Origin of the sequence: Zavarzinella formosa DSM 19928, assembly GCF_000255705.1 — a bacterium.
GTDB lineage: Bacteria > Planctomycetota > Planctomycetia > Gemmatales > Gemmataceae > Zavarzinella > Zavarzinella formosa.
The window spans coordinates 160,973-179,591 of sequence record NZ_JH636448.1 but is presented as its reverse complement, the minus strand read 5'-3'; the positions used below and the strand labels follow the sequence as shown (position 1 = coordinate 179,591).

The 18,619-nt window shown below is 58.7% G+C and carries 16 protein-coding genes; 8 read left to right on the top strand and 8 right to left on the bottom strand.

Annotated elements, in window-relative coordinates; genetic code table 11:
• Positions 1 to 173: 173 nt before the first annotated feature.
• The 6 genes from BGIM_RS0139475 to BGIM_RS0139450 form a co-directional block, all read right to left on the bottom strand.
• Positions 174 to 1,274 carry a prenyltransferase/squalene oxidase repeat-containing protein gene (locus BGIM_RS0139475; protein WP_020475122.1) on the bottom strand — a complete coding sequence of 367 codons (1,101 nt, stop codon included), beginning with the start codon at positions 1,272 to 1,274 and terminating at the stop codon, positions 174 to 176.
• Between the two features lie 166 nt (positions 1,275 to 1,440).
• Positions 1,441 to 2,307, bottom strand: a complete 867-nt coding sequence (locus tag BGIM_RS54880; protein ID WP_020475121.1) for a N(4)-(beta-N-acetylglucosaminyl)-L-asparaginase — start codon at positions 2,305 to 2,307, stop codon at positions 1,441 to 1,443.
• 12 nt (positions 2,308 to 2,319) lie between these two features.
• Positions 2,320 to 3,810 carry an anthranilate synthase component I gene (gene trpE / locus BGIM_RS0139465; RefSeq protein ID WP_020475120.1) on the bottom strand — a complete coding sequence of 497 codons (1,491 nt, stop codon included), beginning with the start codon at positions 3,808 to 3,810 and terminating at the stop codon, positions 2,320 to 2,322.
• Positions 3,811 to 3,956: 146 nt separating this feature from the next.
• Entirely contained in the window at positions 3,957 to 5,099 is a 1,143-nt protein-coding gene (locus BGIM_RS0139460) for a M20 family metallopeptidase (protein WP_029631577.1), read from the bottom strand.
• Between the two features lie 100 nt (positions 5,100 to 5,199).
• Complete coding sequence (locus tag BGIM_RS64030; RefSeq protein WP_020475118.1) at positions 5,200 to 5,364, bottom strand: hypothetical protein; 165 nt, start codon at positions 5,362 to 5,364, stop codon at positions 5,200 to 5,202.
• Between the two features lie 115 nt (positions 5,365 to 5,479).
• A complete protein-coding gene (locus BGIM_RS0139450) occupies positions 5,480 to 5,704 on the bottom strand; it encodes a hypothetical protein (protein ID WP_157369777.1) in 225 nt (74 codons plus the stop codon).
• A gap of 276 nt (positions 5,705 to 5,980) precedes the next feature.
• Between BGIM_RS0139450 and BGIM_RS0139445 the strand changes: the two genes are divergently transcribed.
• Together BGIM_RS0139445 and BGIM_RS0139440 are read left to right on the top strand one after the other, a co-directional pair.
• Positions 5,981 to 6,517 (top strand): RNA polymerase sigma factor, encoded by a 537-nt coding sequence (locus BGIM_RS0139445; protein ID WP_020475116.1) that lies wholly within the window; start codon positions 5,981 to 5,983, stop codon positions 6,515 to 6,517.
• Positions 6,507 to 7,232: a zf-HC2 domain-containing protein gene (locus BGIM_RS0139440; protein WP_020475115.1), complete on the top strand. Its 726-nt coding sequence runs from the start codon at positions 6,507 to 6,509 to the stop codon at positions 7,230 to 7,232. The genes BGIM_RS0139445 and BGIM_RS0139440 overlap by 11 nt, the downstream gene beginning before the upstream one ends.
• A gap of 136 nt (positions 7,233 to 7,368) precedes the next feature.
• Here the strand turns inward: BGIM_RS0139440 and BGIM_RS0139435 are convergent, their stop codons facing one another.
• The gene (locus BGIM_RS0139435; RefSeq protein WP_157369776.1) at positions 7,369 to 8,814 is read right to left on the bottom strand and encodes a HEAT repeat domain-containing protein; all 1,446 of its coding nucleotides are present in this window, start codon (positions 8,812 to 8,814) and stop codon (positions 7,369 to 7,371) included.
• A 206-nt stretch (positions 8,815 to 9,020) separates the two neighbouring features.
• On the opposite strand from BGIM_RS0139435, the gene deoC reads away from it, so the two are divergent.
• From deoC to BGIM_RS54870, 5 genes are all read left to right on the top strand, one after another.
• Positions 9,021 to 9,707 (top strand): deoxyribose-phosphate aldolase, encoded by a 687-nt coding sequence (gene deoC, locus BGIM_RS0139430; protein ID WP_020475113.1) that lies wholly within the window; start codon positions 9,021 to 9,023, stop codon positions 9,705 to 9,707.
• A gap of 54 nt (positions 9,708 to 9,761) precedes the next feature.
• Positions 9,762 to 10,526: a lysophospholipid acyltransferase family protein gene (locus BGIM_RS54875; RefSeq protein WP_020475112.1), complete on the top strand. Its 765-nt coding sequence runs from the start codon at positions 9,762 to 9,764 to the stop codon at positions 10,524 to 10,526.
• Positions 10,526 to 12,016 carry a glycosyltransferase family 87 protein gene (locus tag BGIM_RS0139420; RefSeq protein ID WP_020475111.1) on the top strand — a complete coding sequence of 497 codons (1,491 nt, stop codon included), beginning with the start codon at positions 10,526 to 10,528 and terminating at the stop codon, positions 12,014 to 12,016. The genes BGIM_RS54875 and BGIM_RS0139420 overlap by 1 nt, the downstream gene beginning before the upstream one ends.
• Positions 12,017 to 12,188: 172 nt before the next feature.
• On the top strand, positions 12,189 to 13,046 hold the full coding sequence (locus tag BGIM_RS0139415) for a hypothetical protein (protein WP_157369775.1): 858 nt from the start codon (positions 12,189 to 12,191) through the stop codon (positions 13,044 to 13,046).
• A 386-nt stretch (positions 13,047 to 13,432) separates the two neighbouring features.
• Positions 13,433 to 14,098 (top strand): suppressor of fused domain protein, encoded by a 666-nt coding sequence (locus tag BGIM_RS54870; RefSeq protein ID WP_020475109.1) that lies wholly within the window; start codon positions 13,433 to 13,435, stop codon positions 14,096 to 14,098.
• A gap of 9 nt (positions 14,099 to 14,107) precedes the next feature.
• Here the strand turns inward: BGIM_RS54870 and BGIM_RS0139405 are convergent, their stop codons facing one another.
• Positions 14,108 to 15,010 carry a Kdo hydroxylase family protein gene (locus tag BGIM_RS0139405; RefSeq protein WP_029631571.1) on the bottom strand — a complete coding sequence of 301 codons (903 nt, stop codon included), beginning with the start codon at positions 15,008 to 15,010 and terminating at the stop codon, positions 14,108 to 14,110.
• Positions 15,011 to 15,176: 166 nt separating this feature from the next.
• Between BGIM_RS0139405 and BGIM_RS0139400 the strand changes: the two genes are divergently transcribed.
• Positions 15,177 to 18,407, top strand: a complete 3,231-nt coding sequence (locus BGIM_RS0139400) for a PSD1 and planctomycete cytochrome C domain-containing protein (RefSeq protein ID WP_020475107.1) — start codon at positions 15,177 to 15,179, stop codon at positions 18,405 to 18,407.
• Positions 18,408 to 18,619: the final 212 nt, after the last annotated feature.

Genomic DNA, 18,619 nt, shown 5'->3' with positions numbered 1-18,619 from the left:
CAGGCCACACAAGTATTCACTGCCGACGAACTAGCATAATGCCCCAATGACCAATGACCAATGACCAATGACCAATGACCAATGACCAATCAGGATTTGTTCACTTGCCCCAATGAGACCAAGACACAATCGGTTTGGTCATTGGTCATTGGTCATTGGTCATTCAAGGCGAGTTATTTAGTAGTGGCCGGCGTCGTGTAGCTGATCGCCAGCAAGGCGAAGGAAGTGGCCAGTTCCGGGGCGTTTTCGAGGAAGGCTCCGTTGCTGTTGGCCCAACTGCCGTCGGCTTTTTGTTGCTTCTTCAAGGTGGCAAACAATTCGGCCTTCCACGGGTGCTTCTTGCCCTTGGCATCCGTGAACACGTCTTCGCCGTTGGCGGCCATCGCTTTGGCAAATGTGTGGTAATAGTAGAAAAGGCCCGAATCTTTCATGCCGGGATTTTCGTCCACTGTGTAATGCTCGCCGATCCACTTCAAGGCCGCCGCCACGCGGGGGTCTTTCTTGTCAACTCCCGCGTACAGGAAACTCTTCAAGCCGGAATAAGTCATGCCCCCTTCGGAGCGGAGGCCGCCTTCCGGAGTCTTTTTGTTGCTCTTGGCGTTGTCGGCGTCGAACGGGTTGTAGACAAAGCCGCCTTTGTCCGCCGCCGTGGCTTTCTTCGCAAAGGCCATCTTGTTGGATTCACCCGGCAGGTTCTGGCAACGGCCCAAGAACACCAAAGCGTTCTTGATGGCCGGGTCATCCTTGGGCAAGCCGGCGGCGACCAAAGCTTCCACAAAGAAATGCGTGTTGGACACGTCCGGCCGGGAAGCGGCGTCGTAGCCCACGCCACCGAAGGCTTGAGCATCTTCCGGCCCCCCCTGTTGCAGGGTCTTGAGGAACTTGGCGGCATCGGCAATCACCTTGTCGTACTTGCCGTCTTTATTGGCTTCCTTGAAGGTGATGAGGGCGATACAGGTCGTGTAATTCGCCAAGAATTTGTTGTAGATCCCGCCGTCCGGCTGGACGTTCTTTTCCATGTAGGCGAGGGCTTTGGACACGACGGGATCTTCCGGGCCGTAGCCATGCCGGATGAGGGAGGCCGCGATCAGGGCCGTCGTGCCGGGGCCGCCACGGGCGGGTTCAAAACTGCCATCGGCCTTTTGCCGGCCCTTGAAAAAGGCATAGCCCTTGTCGGCGAGATCCTTCACTTCTTTCGCGGTCGGACCGGTTGCCTGGCCGAACGCCGGTCCGGCGATCACAAGGGCCACGAGCGGGAACAAGAATCGTTTCACAGAGTCATCCTCTTGCGGTGAGTAGCGGGTTGGTAGAAGTGTGCAAAGCGCGTTCCATTCGAGATGCTGTCAATTTTGGATCGTGCGAATCGAGCAAATCAATAGGAGAACGCATTTGGGTCTCCGAATCCCGGCCACATATTGGCCGGGCGAGGACAAATTTTGCTCAGAATTCCTTGGCTTGAAGTAGTTCGATCTTTTCGCCACGGGCGACGGCATACTTGAAGTCCGTTCCTGTCGTGCAGGCGGCCCCGACATTTCCCTTCGGATCGAGGGCGATGAAGGCCACGCTGGCCGGGTGTTTGCCGCGACGGGTGGCTGTTTTGATGATCCGGGCGATGGCGAGTTCCACGGCTTCCTGCGGGGTTTTTCCGGCCCGCATTTGCTCGACGATGAACATGCTGCCGCCGATGCGGATGATTTCCTCGCCGACCCCGGTGGCTCCGGCGGCTCCGGCCTCGTCGTCAACGTACAAGCCTGAGCCAATTAACGGGGAATCACCCACGCGGCCGGGCAGTTTGTAGCTGAGGCCGGATGTGGTGCAAACCCCGCCGAGCAGATTTTTGGAGTCCTTGGCCAACACCGTCACGGTGTCGTGCCCTTTGGTTTCCAGTTTCTTTGCCGGCCGCTTTTTGTACCACTCGGCGACGCTTTCCGGTGTCAGCAGCGTTTCCAACTGGAAGCCGTTTTGCAGGGCAAACCACTCGGCCCCCTTGCCGACGAGCATGATATGCGGCGTCTTCTCATACACCTTTTTGGCCAGCGCGGCCACATGCCGAATGTTCTCCACCCCGGCGACGGACCCGCAATCCAGCGTTTTGCCATCCATCACGCAGGCGTCCAGCGACACCGTGCCGATGGCGTTGCCAATGCCGCCAAACCCCACAGACTGAACGGCCGGGTCATCTTCGACCGCTTGCGCCCCGGCCAGAGCGGCATCGAGCGGGGGTTTGCCTTGGAGAAGGAGTTTGGAAGCGACTTCCACGGCCGTTTTGCCGAAGGGCCACGTCGCCACGACCACGGGTTCCGCCATGAGTTGCTCCTGCTATTTCAACTGAGTTTCCGCAATCTCCAACGCTCGCATCAGTCCCATCGCCTTGTTCACGGTTTCCTGATACTCGGCTTCCGGGTCGCTGTCGGCCACCAAACCAGCACCGGCTTGGATGTAGGCCGTGTCCCCCTGAATCACCATCGTGCGGAGGGCGATGCAGGTGTCCATGTTGCCGGTGAAGTCCACGTAACCAACGGCCCCGCCGTATGGTCCCCGGCGATGGGGTTCAAGTTCGTCGATAATCTCCATTGCCCGAATTTTCGGGGCGCCGGAGAGCGTCCCGGCTGGCAGGCACGACCGCAGGGCGTCAAAGGTGGTTTTGCCCGCGTCCAGTTCGCCGGTGACGGTGCTGGAAATGTGCATCACATGACTGTATCGTTCGACGGTCAGCAATTCACTGATGCGCACGCTGCCAAACTTCGCCACCCGGCCGACATCATTTCGGCCCAAGTCCACCAGCATGATATGTTCGGCCCGCTCCTTCGGGTCGGCGAGAAGTTCCTCGGCCAATGCCTTGTCCTCTTCCGGCGTGGCTCCCCGCTTGCGGGTCCCGGCGAGGGGGCGGATGGTCACTTCGTTGTTTTCCACCCGCGTCATGATTTCCGGGGACGCGCCGACGAGCGTGCAGGACGGTGTCTTCACGAAGAACATAAACGGCGAGGGATTGACCGCCCGCAAAGCTCGGTAGATGTCGAAGGCGTTGGCCGTCGTTTTGGTTTGGAACCGCTGGCTGAGGACGACTTGGAAAATATCCCCGGCGTTGATGTATTCCTTGCACTTCACCACGGCCGCCTTGAAGGCATCGGGGGTGAAGTTCGATTGGTGCGGCACGGTGATCGGCCCGCGAAGCTCGATGTCCTGCAACTGGACCGGGGCGGCCGGTTCAAGGAGTTTTTCCACCATGCGATCCACGCGGGCACAGGTGTCCGCGTAACAACGCTTCAGGTTATGGTGGTCGATGTTCGCGTGGGCCACGGCCATCAGGGTTTTGTTCGCATGGTCGAACACCACCATCTCGTCGTAAAGGGCGAACGAAAGGTCCGGCAAGCCCCGGTCATCTTCCGGGGCGTTTGGCAGGCGTTCCACATAACGCACCGTGTCGTAACCCGCATAGCCGACGGCCCCGCCGCAAAACCGCGGCAATCCCGGCACGTGTGGGGCGTGGTAGGCCGTCAGGATTTCCTCCAGTTTGCGAAGAGGGTCCGGCGTGTCGAATTCGTGCCGATCCCCCTTGGCCGTCGTCAGAATGACATGGCGGTCATAAGCCTCAATGTGCTGGAAGGGCTTGCCGCCGACAAAGCTGTAGCGGCCGTGTCGTTCGCCGCCGACCACGCTTTCAAAGAGGAATGCCCATTTCTCGTGTTGAAATTGCCAAAAGACATGCACTGGCGTGAGGGAATCGTTGAGCAGTCGCCGGTAAACCGGGACGACGGTGGCCCCGGTGGCGAGTTGGCAAAATTCTTCAAAGGAAGGGTAATACCGCAAGCGTGTCTCCTTGGTCTTGTTCACGTTTTAGCCGGTAAACCGGGTGACGGCCAAGGGAGAAGATGACACGGTGACACGGTGACATGGTGACACGGTGAAAAAAACCGGATAATTCTTGGTTTTCTCACCGTGTCACCGTGTCATTTTTAGATGGTGGCCAGCTTGAACAAAATCTCTGCGGCTCGTTCGATCTGGGCCAGTTCGATCCATTCATCTTTGGTGTGCGCCTGCCGGATATCACCGGGGCCGAAGACCACGGCGGGGATTCCGGCATTGGTCACGGTCGAAGCGTCTGTGCCAAAGGGAACGGCCAATACCTCGTGTGATCCCTCCACGGCATCAATGGCCTGGCCGAGCAGTTGCCGAACGGTATCCGAGTTCGATGGGTCCAAGGCGGGGCAGGCCATCCACAGCGGGTCGCACACAAAGGGAACCGTCGTCAATTCGCGGACGCGGTTGATGAAATGTTCTCTTGCCCCCTGACCAGATTCGCCGGGGATGAGCCGACGGTCGATCTCGATTACACAGGAGTCCGGCACGGTGTTGACACTCACCCCTCCCTCGATCCGGCCGACGCTCAGGGTTGGAGGACCAAGCCGGGGATGGGCCGGGGTGACGGCCAGTTCTGCGGCATATTGGTCGATGGCCGCCAGCACATGCCCCATCCGGTAAATCGCGTTGATCCCCTGATCGGGTCTCGAACTGTGGCAGGCCCGGCCTTCCGTGCGGAGTTTCCAGCGGGCAACGCCTTTGTGGGCATCGACAATCTGCAACAGCGTCGGCTCGGCGACGATGGCAAAGTCCGCCTTGATTCCCTGATTCATCAATTCTTGGATGCCGAGGAAGGTATGTTCCTCGTCCACCGTGCAGGCCAGAATCACATTCGCGGCCCCGGCCGGACGTTCTCGCACCAACCGGGTAAACGCCGTTAGCATGGCGGTCATGCCGCCTTTGACATCACACGCCCCGCGACCATGAAGCTTGCCGTCCCGGATTTCAGCGGCAAACGGGTCGATGGTCATGCCCACCACGGGAACAGTGTCCTGATGGACTTCCCAGAGGATCGTCCGGGTCGCGCCGGGGGACTCGAATCGGGCGACAATGTTTTCCCGTTCCGGAGCCACAGACTGACGTGTGAAAGGGACGTTTAACGCTCGAAAATAATCTTCAAGATAAGCGGTCACTCCCGCTTCGAGATACGGATGGCCCCGCAGATCCGGTCCCATCGGGTTGACGGAAGGCCGCGAGACTAGGTCACGCAGCAGATCAGGGATGGATGGGTTCATCATCGAACCACGGAAGGGTGAGAGTGGAATGGTTAAAAACGCCACAAGGCCGACGGACCAATGAAGGACCGTCAGCCTTGAGCAAGAAACTCAAAAGAAGAACTTACTTGTCCGTCTTGGCTTCGGTCTTCTTGGTTTCTTCGGTCTTCTTGGTTTCGCTCGAGGTCTTGGTGCCAGTGCTGGCAGCGGTGGTCGGCTTCTTGTCGTCGCAACCAACCAAGGTGAACATGGCACCGGCGACAACGAACAGGCTCAGAATCTTCTTCATTTGAAAAATCCCTTCAACAAGTGGTGAGAAAAGTTACACGCAAACGTGTGCGGTTAAGGGCTGGCGAAAACAATCGGCTCATCCCTTTGGAGAGCCGAACCAAACGGGGAAATAATTACTTCCCGTCCTTATCCTTCTTGGGGGCTTCAATCGCCGGCCCCTTTTCCGGCTTGACTTCCGGCTTGACTTCCGGCTTGACTTCCGGCTTCACTTCCGTCTTGGTGGTCGTTTCGGTCTTCGTGGTGGAGGTGGTGGTCGGCTTGGCCGAGGTGGGCTTCTTGTCGTCACAGCCGATGGCGGCCATGCTCATGACAACCATCATCGCGAAAATCTTCTTCATTGGGTCATCCATTAAGGTAAGGAGAGTCTCGAACAGTTGTGCGGGGGTCGCACATTTCCTCCCACTCGGGAGGTTTCACGACAATATGGATACGAACCACGTCTCTTTATTCCCGGGAATTTGAAAAATTTCCCCGCCGGACCCGGGAATACTCTTTTGCGACCGCCCTGGAACGCTCCATTCTCGGCGCAAGTGGTGAATTTCGCTCTTTTTCGGTCGGACGGGGAATAAAACCTCCCTTCCGCTCATCATGTGGTTATTGAGGATGGTGCGCCCATGGGTGCTTCCAATCGACGGGGACTCTCCCTTCTCGTCGATGAACATTACGAATCGTTGTACCGATATGCGATGCGCCTCAGCGGATCGTCGGCCGATGCCGAGGATCTCACGCAAGAGGCGTTTTGCAAGGCCCAGACGCAGATCGCCCAACTGCGTGATCCTGATCGGGCAAGGCCCTGGCTTTTCGCCATTCTGCGGAATGCCTATCTGCAACGGATTCGGGCTGACCGAAACATCAAGGCGGTGTCCCTGGATGCCGTTGGCGATGTTCCGGAGCGAACCGGCGCCGTTGATCCGGAAATCGGCCCGGAGCAATTGCAACGGGCGTTGAATGACCTTCCGGAAGGTTTCCGAACCCCGGTGATCTTGTTTTACTTTGAGGAAATGAGCTATCGTGATATCGCTGAACAGATGGATCTTCCCATCGGCACGGTGATGTCACGGCTGGCCAGAGGCAAGGCGTTCCTGAAGGACCGGCTGAGGCCCGGAACCCCGACGGGCGACCCGAGAGACGAGGCGACCAATGGACTGTGAAACCGCTCGACTGATGCTGACGTTCTTCGGACGTCGCGAGGCGGAACTGGACCCCGAAGACATGTCCTCGCTCGATGCCCATATGGCGGCCTGCCCGGCCTGCGCCGCTCGGCTGCGCGACGAACAAGCCTTTGACGGCCGGGTGGCAAAAGCGATGCTGGCCGTCCCGATTCCCGCCACTCTGCGGGGGAAAATCGCCGACAGCCTCGCCGCTGATCGCGGGACTTGGTTCCGTCACCGGGCCATCACGCTTGGCGGGGCGGCGGCGGCCTTGGTGTTGGGGTTTGGCGGATATGTGGCGTTTCAAATCCAAACCGCGCCGACATTGCGCGCGGACACCGTGCTGGCGTTGGAAGAGCAGACTTCCGAACAAAAAGTGGCCCGCGTCTTGGCGAAGCATGGTTTGCGGTTCAACCCGCAACGGGCCTTTGATCTCGGACAATTAGCGGATGCGAGCATGTCCGACCTGCAGGGGCGGGAGGTGCCGATGCTGTATTTTCGGAACCTCCGCAAGAATTCCCACGCCAAGGTCTATGTGGTGAGCGATCGGACGTTCAACTGGAAGACTCTCAATCCGGAAGACCAAGTCTTCCAGAGCAAATTGGGCTACCAAGTCGCAGTGATGCCGGACGCTATCCGGGGCGACGTGGGATACATTGTTGTGTTCACGGGCGATTCGCTGGATGTGTTTTTGGAATCAACTTCTTCGCCTTGAAAAATAACGCCGGCCGCAAAGGCACAAGGACCACGGCAAATTTCACCGAGCAGGGAAAGACATCGTTTCTTTCAGCTTCTCGATGAAATTTGCCGTGGTCTTTGCGTCTTTGTGGCCGACGGTTTTTCAGGTTTGATTAATCATCCCATCCCGGAACCGGGATGCCCTCGGCCGGGGTGTCCACAGCCGACTGGCCGAATTCACCGGCGGACCATTTGATCACGCGACGAGTGACCTCGGCCGCAATCCGGCTGTTGGGGTTTGGCAATTCGTTGCCCATCGGCAGACCCATGTCCACGCCGAGGAACTTCTGAATAATGACGGCCGCCGCCAGGGCGATTTCCCGGTTCGGCTGCCGGGCGGCGTCCCGCAGGACGTCCACGGCCCGCGAGTCTTCTCGCTGGCTCAGCATCGCCCCGGCCGCGATCACCCGGAGCATCGTCGGCTGATTGGAGCTTAACAACTTCACGGCCACTTCCGGAGCCAGATGGGACGTGTTCTGCAATCGGTGGGCGATTTCCACGCGAATCGAGGGCATCACTTTCGGATCTTGCAGCATCGACACCATTCGCTCGATGGCCTCGGGGGAGCCGTCTTCCTCAATCGTCTTTTTGCAGTGTCGCAGCAAGGTTTGAGTTGCCCGCTTTCCGACCGTCCCCGTCTCGCCGGCCCACATGAGCAGATCGTGGATGGCTGTCACCGGCAACGTCCCGCTACAGGGCAACGCCCCGTCCTTTCCGGCGTGTGGCTGGGCTAACGCCGTCCGTATGTGGCTGCGGAGATCATTCCACCGAGTGCGGGCGTCCCAAAGCAGGGCGATTCCGGCGGCCCGGCGGACCTCGGCGGAATCATCCGAAAGAAACGGAACCAGACAAGCCAGATGGCGGGATTTGCTGACACAAGCCAGAGCCATGACGGCCGCGGCTCGCACGAGGGGTTCGTCCGTGAAATTCGCCCGGTGAATCACGGCATCAGCCTGATCTTTGCGCCAAGAGGGCTGAAATTCGAGGGCCGTCAGCACGGCCGCCTGGATTTTCGGGTTTGGATGGCTCAGAAATGTCAACGCCGGGGAGGGGTTTTCCCGCAAGACTTCCCGCAGATGGCGAATTTCAGGGATCTGGCGGATGTCCTCATAGCGATCCGGCCATTCCTCGCGTCGGATAATGCCTCCCAGCAGGAATTTGGCCCTCCGAATATTGCCGCCGGTTGCCGTCAGTTCCCGGTACATGAAGACGCACACCGGGGTGAGCAGGCAGAGGGAAAGCACAAGGTGGAACCACGGACTCGTGAGATCCGGTTCGATGAAACGAAGAGCGGTGTAGGCCACAAGGTAAAAGAACAACAGGAATTTGCCGCTCATCACCTGCGAGGTTCCCCACCGGGTGATGATGACGAACGACGTCAGGGCCATCAGGACGCCCAAGCCGATCAAAGCCGCCGGGAGGGCGGATTGGGTGTGCCGAACCCACAGTACCGATGAAACCAGCAAAACCGCCGGAAACAGCAAGACGGACACCAGACTCAACCGGGCGAGCGGCGAGAGACGGTGTTGGATCGTTCCCGAGCGAGAAAACCAAGTCATGTACGGTCCCGCACAATGTTCCAGACAATCTTTCACGCGCAAGCGATAATCGAAGTTAGATTGCGGAAGTTCAATGGTCAACGGAACCAATCATCTTCATCTGAGACATGAATTTTCCAGCCATTGAACAATAATCGCACTCAGTCTGTCCGCCTCGCCGGACATCCCGAGAATATGTGACATCTATTGAAGAGGAGGTTGGTGCGATGGCCGATTTCAAACTGGCTGATCTGGCGAAAATGTTCGATCATTCTTTGTTACAACCCAACCTGACCGACGCGGATTTGGAAAAAGGCTGTCAATTGGCCCGGGAATACCAAGTGGCCTCCGTGTGCATCAAGCCTTACGGGGTGGCGAAAGCGGCCGAGTGGCTCAAAGGGTCCGGAGTGCTGGTCGGCACCGTGATCGGTTTCCCCCACGGCGGGCATCTCACCAAAATCAAAGTCGCCGAGGCCGAGGCGGCGATGGCCGACGGGGCCGTTGAACTCGACATGGTGGTGAACATCGGCAAAGTGCTTTCCAAGGAATATGTCTTCGTGCGGGATGACATCGCCGCCGTGGTGGAGACGGCCCACCGCAACGGGGCGAAGGTGAAGGTGATTTTTGAGAATAGTTTCCTTCAGGACGAGCATAAGATCGAGCTTTGCAAAATTTGCGGCGAACTCCAGGTTGATTGGGTGAAGACCTCGACGGGCTACGGCGAGAGCGGAGCCACGGACCACGACCTGGCCTTGATGCGGAAACATTCCCCGGCCCATGTTCAGGTGAAGGCCGCCGGTGGCGTGCGAACCTATGAACGGGTGCTGGCCGTTCGAGCCTTGGGGGTCACCCGTGTCGGGGCGACCGCCACGAAGGCCATTCTTGATGAGTGCCGCCAAAAAATGGGCGAGTGAGCCAGTCTTCGAGAAGTCGGTCACCGAAAATCACCTGACCAAAAGAGCCGGAAATTGAAGATTCGCAATCCCAAGCTCATCGCCGGAGTGGCGAGCGTCGTCGCTGTCTTGCTCCGGTGGTGGATGAGCACGATGAGTTTCGCCTATCGGCCGCTGACGGTCTTCGCGAGCAATGACCGGCCGGAAATCCTCGGAGATTCCCGGTTCATTTTCGGTTTTTGGCACGAACATTTGCTGACGCCGGCTTATGTGTGCGCCCGTCCGGACACTTCCGTGTTGATCGGAACACACGCAGACGGCGAATTGATCGCCCAAGTGGTGAAGCGCCTTGGCATGGGGGTGATTCGTGGTTCATCGACCCGCGGCGGGGCGAATGGCCTCCTCACGATGATCCGCGAAGGAACCCGGCATTTGGCCATGACTCCGGACGGCCCCCGCGGACCACGGCGGCAATGTCGGCTGGGCATTATTTATCTGGCCTCTGTCACCGGGATTCCCATCGTGCCCTTTGGATCCGGTTATCGCCGGTATTGGCGGGCCGGAAGTTGGGACCGGTTCGCGGTCCCCCTGCCGTTTGGCCGAGTTCGCGGCGTCTCCGGTCATCCGATCCATGTTCCCCCCAATCTGGATGTCTGGGAGATGGAACCCTACCGGCAAGAGGTGGAACGGATGATCACCCTCTGCTGCGACATCGCACAAAACTGGGCGGAAACCGGGGAATTCGACCCGATGGGCTACGAACCCCCCGCCGGTTGGAAACCCACCGGCCGTCGCAAGTTCGACGCCGCCCGCCACCGACCCCATTCCCCCTCCAGTTAATGCAACTTCACAACGATGATGGCAGTCTGGGCTGGACCCGCACGCGAATGATTTTCGCGTGGCTGGTTCTCGCCACGCTTGTGGCCCAACGCGGCCAGCAGGCGTGGGAAAACTTTGAGGATCCCAGCCGGCCGGATGGCAATTACGGACACATGCAAATCGATTTTGGCGGCCAGTACATGTTTGGCCGGTTGCTTTTGGAGGGGCACGGGCGGGAGCTTTACGTGCGCGACCGGCATTTGGAAGTCGCCCGGGAACGTCTCGCGGGCGTGGTTGTCCCGGCGGCGGGACGTTTTGCGCGCGAGGCTGAACGGGAGATGGCCGGGGAGTATTTTCCCGGTTTTTTCCCGGAGACCCGCGATGTCCCCTATTCGATTGACCGGGACGCGGTCCGGTTGGTTAACTGGTACCCCACTTCGCCGGACGAAACGATCGCCGGGCCGCTTTACCCGCCGATTCATGCCTTCGTGATGGCTCCGATCGCCAGCGTGAACAATCCCCAAACGGCTTACCGGATCTGGCAGGGCCTGATGCTGGCCTGTCTGTTCGCCGCCGGTTGGGGAGTGCGGGTGATGTCCGAAGGGAGATGGTGGTGGCCCGTCGCCACCACCATGCTTTTGGCATATCCGGGGGCCAGGGCCGGATTGGATCTCGGGCAGAACAGCGCCATGACCGTGATGTTGCTGTCGCTGGGATGGGCCTTGCGAACTCGGGAACGACCGGTTTTGGCCGGAATTGTCTGGGGGTTGCTGGCCTTCAAGCCGGTCTGGGCGATGAGTTTCTTTGGGGCGCTGGTCTTCCTGCGGCAATGGCGAATGCTTGCCGCCATGGGGGCCACGGGGGTGTTCTTGATCGTCGCCACGCTGCCGGTGGTCGGTGTCGAATGCTGGAAGAACTGGCTGGCGGTCGGGAAGCTCGCGGCGGATATTTACAACACGGATCAAAACTGGATCTTTTTGAGCCGGGACGTGTTTGGCATTCCTCGCCGCTTCTTGCTCGTGTTCGGGGAGGACGGCCATGCCATCAACGACCGGCCTGCGGTGGCTTGGATTGGCTGGGGAATCTGGGGGTTTGTCGTACTCGTAACGTCGTTCGTCGCCTGGCGGCGGCGATTGAGTGATTTTCTGCATGGTCCCGGCCCGGCCATCGCCTTGTTTGCCGGTTGGTTGGCGACGTACCGCTTCATGTATTACGACACGCAAGTGGTTGGTTTTGCGGTCATGGTCCTGCTTGCCCGTCCGGGGCGGTTCCTGCGGTATTCATCATGGCCAATCGCGTCATGGGCGGTGATCTTTGTGGGGTTCACATACCTCAACGAGAATATGTTGGTTCCCCAATCCATCCATTTCACGGTTCATTTCGGACGGGCGGGGAGAATGGTCGCCGCCTCCGCCGACGATCATCATCCTTGGGATACCCTCTTGGTGATTCTTCTCTGGGCCTGGTCCGTCCGCACCGTTTGGTTCCATTGGGAAGACGAGTTCGCTTGAATATTTTCCCGTCTGCGGTCTTTGCCCAACCCTCCCCGTCCCGCCAACCCGAACCCGTCTCCCCGCTTCGGCCGGCTTCTTCATATTCCGAATGATCAGGTTTGAGCGGTTTTGCCGATCCTGCCGAAAACAAGGGCGTTGACGATTGCTCGTTCCCTTTGGGAGGCCGACCATGCCTCGTCGGTGCTGGATTACGCTTCTTGGCCTCGTGCCAATGTTCACCGGATGTATTGCGTTTCGGTCGATGCCGCCGGAAGTGGAACGTCCCCTGTGGCGGCCGTCTGACGAGATCCCGCCCGAGCAGAAAAACTGCGTCTACACGTTCGTTTTCGGCACGCTTGATCCGTTTGATTCCGGTCACACGTGCGGATTGCGGGATCACCTCATCCACATGGGGTTTGAGAAAACATATTTCGGGCAATCACCTCACCTGAGTTACTTCGCCGAAAAGATGAGGGAAATCGCGGCCCATTGCCCGGCGGCCCGGTTTGCCATTGCCGGGTACGACACCGGGGCCGTTCCGGCGGCCGAGCTTGCCGTCGAGGCCCGGAAGGCGGGGATTGCCGTCGAACTCTTGGTGTTTTTGGAACCGGCCGCTCACCACAAGGGATGTGATGACTTCCCGGCCGGGCATGTGATCACCATCCGGGGCAACGACTCATTGTTCGGTCTCACCCCGGCGGATCATGGGGAATTGGTGGTCGCCGAAAACGCCCACCGGTCCTCGATTCCGACGCATGCGATTACCATTGAGGTCATGGAACGAGAGTTATGCCTCATTGCGATGGGGGTGGAGATGCCCGGCCGGCTTATTGAGCCGAAACAACCTTTGGTGAAACCATTCTCTGCCCCGCGAAATACTCCCCGACGGGTGACTCCGTTGCCCGCCGAATGGCGATTTTTGGAACCTTATGGGGCTTGGGGAATGAATATTTCCAATGCGGGGCCGTCCTCCATGACAAATCCCGAAACCTTGCCCCCGCCGAGAGTTGCGGAAGACAATTTGTCTGGCACGAACAAGATGAAGTGAAAAGTTCCCAAATCCTGCGTTAATCTCGCAAATTATTTCCGTTTTTTTCTTGCAAGTGATTCCACGCCGGGATACCATCTCTTTACACAAGTGAATAACTTGTGTTCACTGATGGGCAGAGAGAATTCACGGATTCGAGACTGAGTGGGCGACGGTTTCGGGTTCAATCTCTCTGCCCTTTTTTTTAAGCATAAACAATGATTATTGTTTGAATTTTTGATATTTATTGGCAAATTCATCTTCTCAAAATCTTCCCGTAAATCTTCATAACAACCCTTGGTTATTCATCGTTGACTCCAAGCGTGGATGCGCGTTTCCCACGCATCCCTAAAGTCGAATACGATTGACCGTGGAAGTTCCCGCATTTAGTACGAACCGGAGATGCGATGGCCGAGACGGTTGAATCCGATGAAGATCCGATTGTGAACGCGATTGGGGAGCATGTCACCAAACATGTCGGCCCGGTGGCCAATGTCTTTCAGGAGCGGGCTTGGGAAGGCGTGCAGATCGATGTGATGATTGTTCCCCCGTCCGACGGGAAAGATTTCATCACGCTGGTCACCTGCGGGATGAGCGAACGCCCGATGCGAGTGCCGTTGGAGAATCCGGAAGATCTTGGGTTGCTGCCGGAACTTCGGTATGCCGAATTGTTGTTGTGCCTGCCGCCGGATTGGCCGTTTTCTCCGGAGGCGTTTCAACAAGAGGAAAACTATTGGCCGGTGCGCTGGTTGAAGAAGATCGCCCGGTTGCCGCATTTGCACCAAGCCTGGCTGGGTCTCGGGCACACCATTCCGAACGGCGACCCGCCGCAACCACTGGCGGAGAACACCGGTTTCGCGGGATGGATGATTGACCAACCGCTGATGTTCCCGCCGGAACTTCAAAAACTGCGACTGCCGGACCGGGTGATCAACTTTTACTCGGTTGTCCCGCTCTATTCCGAAGAAATGGTCCTGAAACTGAAGCAGGGAAGCGGGGCCTTGAGCAAACGTCTCGACATGGCCGGCGTGACAGAACTGGTGGACATCGGCCGCGTCAACACGGCCAAGTGACGAACCGTTTTATCCGGCTTGCGACAGGCGGTGATGCTCGGCCAACGCTCGGCCCGCGATGCGTTCAAGCGTTCTCAGCGGGGATGTTTCAGCATTCTCCATCGCCTCCACGGGCAGGGAGAACGTCTGCTCGAACTGGTGCTGGCCGGCCATCGCGGCATGGGACACCTGATCGGCGTAACAGGCCCAAGCGCTCCCGGCCGGGAAGTGAATGGTCTCCTGCGAGACGGTTCGCTGATATTCTTCGTCAGCCTTCATCGCATCATGCAATTGCAGCATGTAATGGTCGTAAGCCGAACGGAACCCCTTAGTGACGCGAAACAGCGAGAGGATTTGCCGGTTGATATAACCGGGGGCGGGCAATTCCGGCCAGAACCGCTTGGCCACGTCTTCAAACGGTTCGCCAACCCGCCAAGTTCGCGGCCGACCGTTCGGGTTCACATTGCAGAACAGCCGGAGAATCCGTCGGCCGCCGGTGGGCTTTGACGGGAAGCTATCCACATGTAACCGCGTGTCGTCCTTCCGCCAGCTCTGCACGCGGCCCTCGGCCTTCGCCGGTCGCAGACTGGCCCGTTCGCGTTTCAACGCAGGGCCATAATGGGCAAGCAACCGATTCAAAAAGCTTTGGGCCGTCGTCGAATATCGCCGGATTAAAACCTTCAAATCGGCCGCGTCACCATCGGTGCAAACGGTGCCGCCGATGGAATCCTTCGCCGGATTGTAACTGGCGTTCTTGGACTGGTCGAGAATCGCCGGATCGAGAAACCGGTTTTCATGGTCTTCAAGCGGGAAACTCAGACCCGGAAAATACAACACCCGCCCTGCCTCCAGGGCTTCCAAAGCGGTTTGCCGGACGGACGACGAAAACGTGGCGTCCCATCCCGCGAATTCAATGGTTTGAAGACGTTCCATCCTGAAGTCTCCGAGGGGCAGATTGTCGATCTCGATTTGACACTGCATCGGTCGTTCGACCATCGTTTCTAAAGTTGTTTCCGCGTATCGGTTTGTCGGCTATAATCTCAATGTCCGCCTGCCCCGGCTGTTCCGCTTTTGCCCCGTCCACCTTGGTGATTTTTTGATGCGATTTGCATTTTCCCTCATGTTGCTGTTTCCGCTTTCCGGCCTGATTCATGCGGAAACGAAGCCAACACCCGAGGCCATCGAATTTTTCGAGCAGAAGATTCGGCCGGTGTTTGCCGAGCATTGTTACTCCTGTCACGGGGAGAAAAAGCAACAGGCGGGACTGCGCCTCGACCGCAAAGCGGGGTTGGTGAAAGGCTCCGACGGCGGTCCGGTGGTGGTGCCCGGCGATCCCGAGAAGAGCGTGCTGATTAAGAACATCCGGCACGACGGGGAGGCGAAGATGCCCCCGAAGATGAAGATGCCGCAACCGGCCATTGATGCCGTGATCGCTTGGGTGAAAATGGGCGCCCCGTTCCCGGAGGATGCCCCGGCGGTTGCCACCGATCTCTCAAAGACTCACTGGGCCTTCCAACCGGTGAAAGATCCTGTCGTGCCGACGCCGAAAATGGCCAAGCCATCGCCGGTGGATCGCTTTGTTCAAGTGAAATTGGAACAGAAAGGGGGAACACTTTCCCCGGCCGCTGACAAGCGGACGCTGATTCGCCGGGCGACCTATGACCTGACCGGCCTGCCGCCGACGCCGGAGGAAGTTGACCGGTTTGTGAACGACAACTCGCCGCAGGCTTACGAACAGCTCATCGACCGGTTGCTGGAATCCCCGCATTATGGCGAGCATCAGGCCCGGCATTGGATGGACATTGCCCGCTATGCGGACACCAAGGGATATGTCTTTCAGGAAGATCGCAATTACCCCTATGCCTACACCTACCGCGACTGGCTGATCCGGTCGTTCAACGAAGATTTGCCCTACGACCAGTTCATCATCCAACAACTGGCCGCCGACCGGGTGGTGAAGGATGACAAGCGACCCCTCGCGGCGATGGGATTCCTCACCGTTGGCCGGCGCTATCTCAACAGCCAGCCCGACATCATCGACGACCGGCTGGACGTGACCTTCCGGGGCTTCCAAGCCCTGACGGTGACGTGCGCCCGGTGTCACGACCACAAATACGATCCGATCCCGACAAAAGATTATTACTCGCTTTACGGCGTGTTTGGTTCCAGCGTCGAGCCGAAGGAGTTGCCGTTGGTGGAGACCCCCAAGGAAACTCCGGAGGTAAAGGCGTTCGAGGCCGAGTTGCAAAAGCGGGAGGCAGCCACCGTCGCCGCCACGACGAAACTTCGCACCGACTACATGACGAAACTCAAAACCCCGGCGGCCATCGCCGAGTATCTGCGGGCGGTCCGGGATGTTCGCGGCTTGAATCAGGCCAACATGGGAACGCTGGCCGCCAATCGGAAGCTTTTTGCCATCGCGTTGACTAGCTGGCAAACCTATCTGGACAGCCGGGCCAGAACATCCGACCCGGCGTTCACCCTCTATCTCGCCATCGCCAAGATTCCCGATGCGGAATTTGCCGCCAAGGCCCCGGAGCAATTGGCCGCGTTGTTAAGGGAAACGGACGCAAAGAAACTCAATCCGCTCGTTCGGGAAGCCTTTGCCGACAAGAAGCCGGCGACATGGGCCGAGTTTTGCACCATCTATGGGGATGTGCTGGCGAAAAACACCACTCCCCCCGCCGGGAAGCCTTCGCCGGGACAGGCCGAACTTCAGGCCGTGTTCGGCGACAAAGGCCCGTTGTCCTTTGAAGACCGGCAATTCATGCGGCTTCTCACCGTCATGGAACAGAACCGCATCCGCGACCTGCGTCGCAAGACGGAAGAATGGAAGGCCAAATCCCCGGCCGCCCCGGCGAGGGCAATGGTGATGAATGACGGGCCGAAGATGGAACCGGTGGTCTTCGTTCGCGGCAACCCTGGCAATCACGGCCCGCGGATTCCCCGGCAATTCCTTGGATTGCTCACCCCTGATCGCAAACCCTTCACCGATGGGAGCGGTCGATTAGAAATGGCGAAGGCCATCGCGGACCCCAACAACCCGTTGACGGCCCGCGTGATGGTCAACCGGGTCTGGTCCCACTTGTTCGGCCAAGGTTTGGTCCGCACCCCGAGCGATTTTGGCGTTCGCAGCGACCCGCCGACGCATCCCGAATTGCTTGACTGGCTGGCCAAGCGGTTTGTGGAATCGGGCTGGAGCATCAAGAAACTTCATCGAATGGTGATGCTCTCCGAAACATACCGGCAATCCTCGGCCGTCACCCCGGAGATGGCGAAGAGTGACCCGGAAAACCGCATGCTCGGCCGCATGGGCCGCAAGCGGATGACGTTTGAGGGAATGCGGGATGCCGTGTTGCAAGCGGCCGGGAAATTGGATGGCACGGTCGGCGGCCGGTCGGTTGATCTCTTCGCGACCCCCCTCACCCCGCGCCGGGCGGTATACGGATTTGTGGACCGGCAAAACCTCCCCGGCACACTCCGAAGTTTCGACTTCGCCTCGCCGGACACCCACTCCCCGCAACGTTTCGTCACCACGGTGCCGCAACAGGCATTGTTTTTGATGAACTCGCCATTCATCGCCGAACAGGCAAAAGCCCTGGCAAAACGGATCGAAGCCACCGAACCGGGTGAACGCATCACGGAGATGTATCACTTCGCGGTTGGCCGAGCGCCGACTCCGGAGGAACTGTTGCTGGCAAAGGAATTTGTCGCTTCTGAGACGCCCCTTGATCCGGCCACTCCGGATATCTGGCTTTACGGCCAGGGTTCGTATGACTCCGCGAAACAACGAACGACGTTCGCCAAACTGCCGCACTTCACTGGAAACGCCTATCAAGGTAGCCTGACGCTGCCGGATGCCACGCTAGGCTGGTGCATCTTGAACGGCATCGGCGGTCACGCCGGGAACGATCAAGCCCACGCGGTCATTCGCCGTTGGGTGGCCCCCCGCGACGGCGTCATCTCGATTAGTGGAACGCTCAACCACCCGGCGACGGAGGGAGACGGCGTGCGGGCCAGAGTCGTATCTAGCCGGACCGGGCTTGCGGGAGAATGGACCGCCCACACCAAGAAACTGGAAACGAGCGTCGCCAAGCTGGAGGTTAAGCAGGGAGACACCATCGACTTCCTGACGGACTGCCTGACCAACCCGAACAACGATTCTTTCCAATGGTCGGTGAGCGTCACCCTGAAATCCGGCGACAATTCGCAAATGTTCGACTCGATGAAAGACTTCGCCGGACCAAAGGGCCAGCGACCCTCGCTCGGAGCATGGGAACAACTCGCCCAAGTTCTGTTATTGAGCAACGAATTCGCATTTGTGGAATGATTGAAGATGACACGGTGACAAGGAGACACGGTGACAAGGTGAAAAAACCAGCCACAGTCGAAGGGGCTTTTTCACCTTGTCACCGTGTCTCCTTGTCACCGTGTCATCTTGACGAATCTGGTTGCTTCCGGTCCAAACCCGTTTACAATCGACCACATCGGGCAAAGTTTCCGGACGATTCCGTCCGCTGTCGCGTTCCATTTCGCATGGGG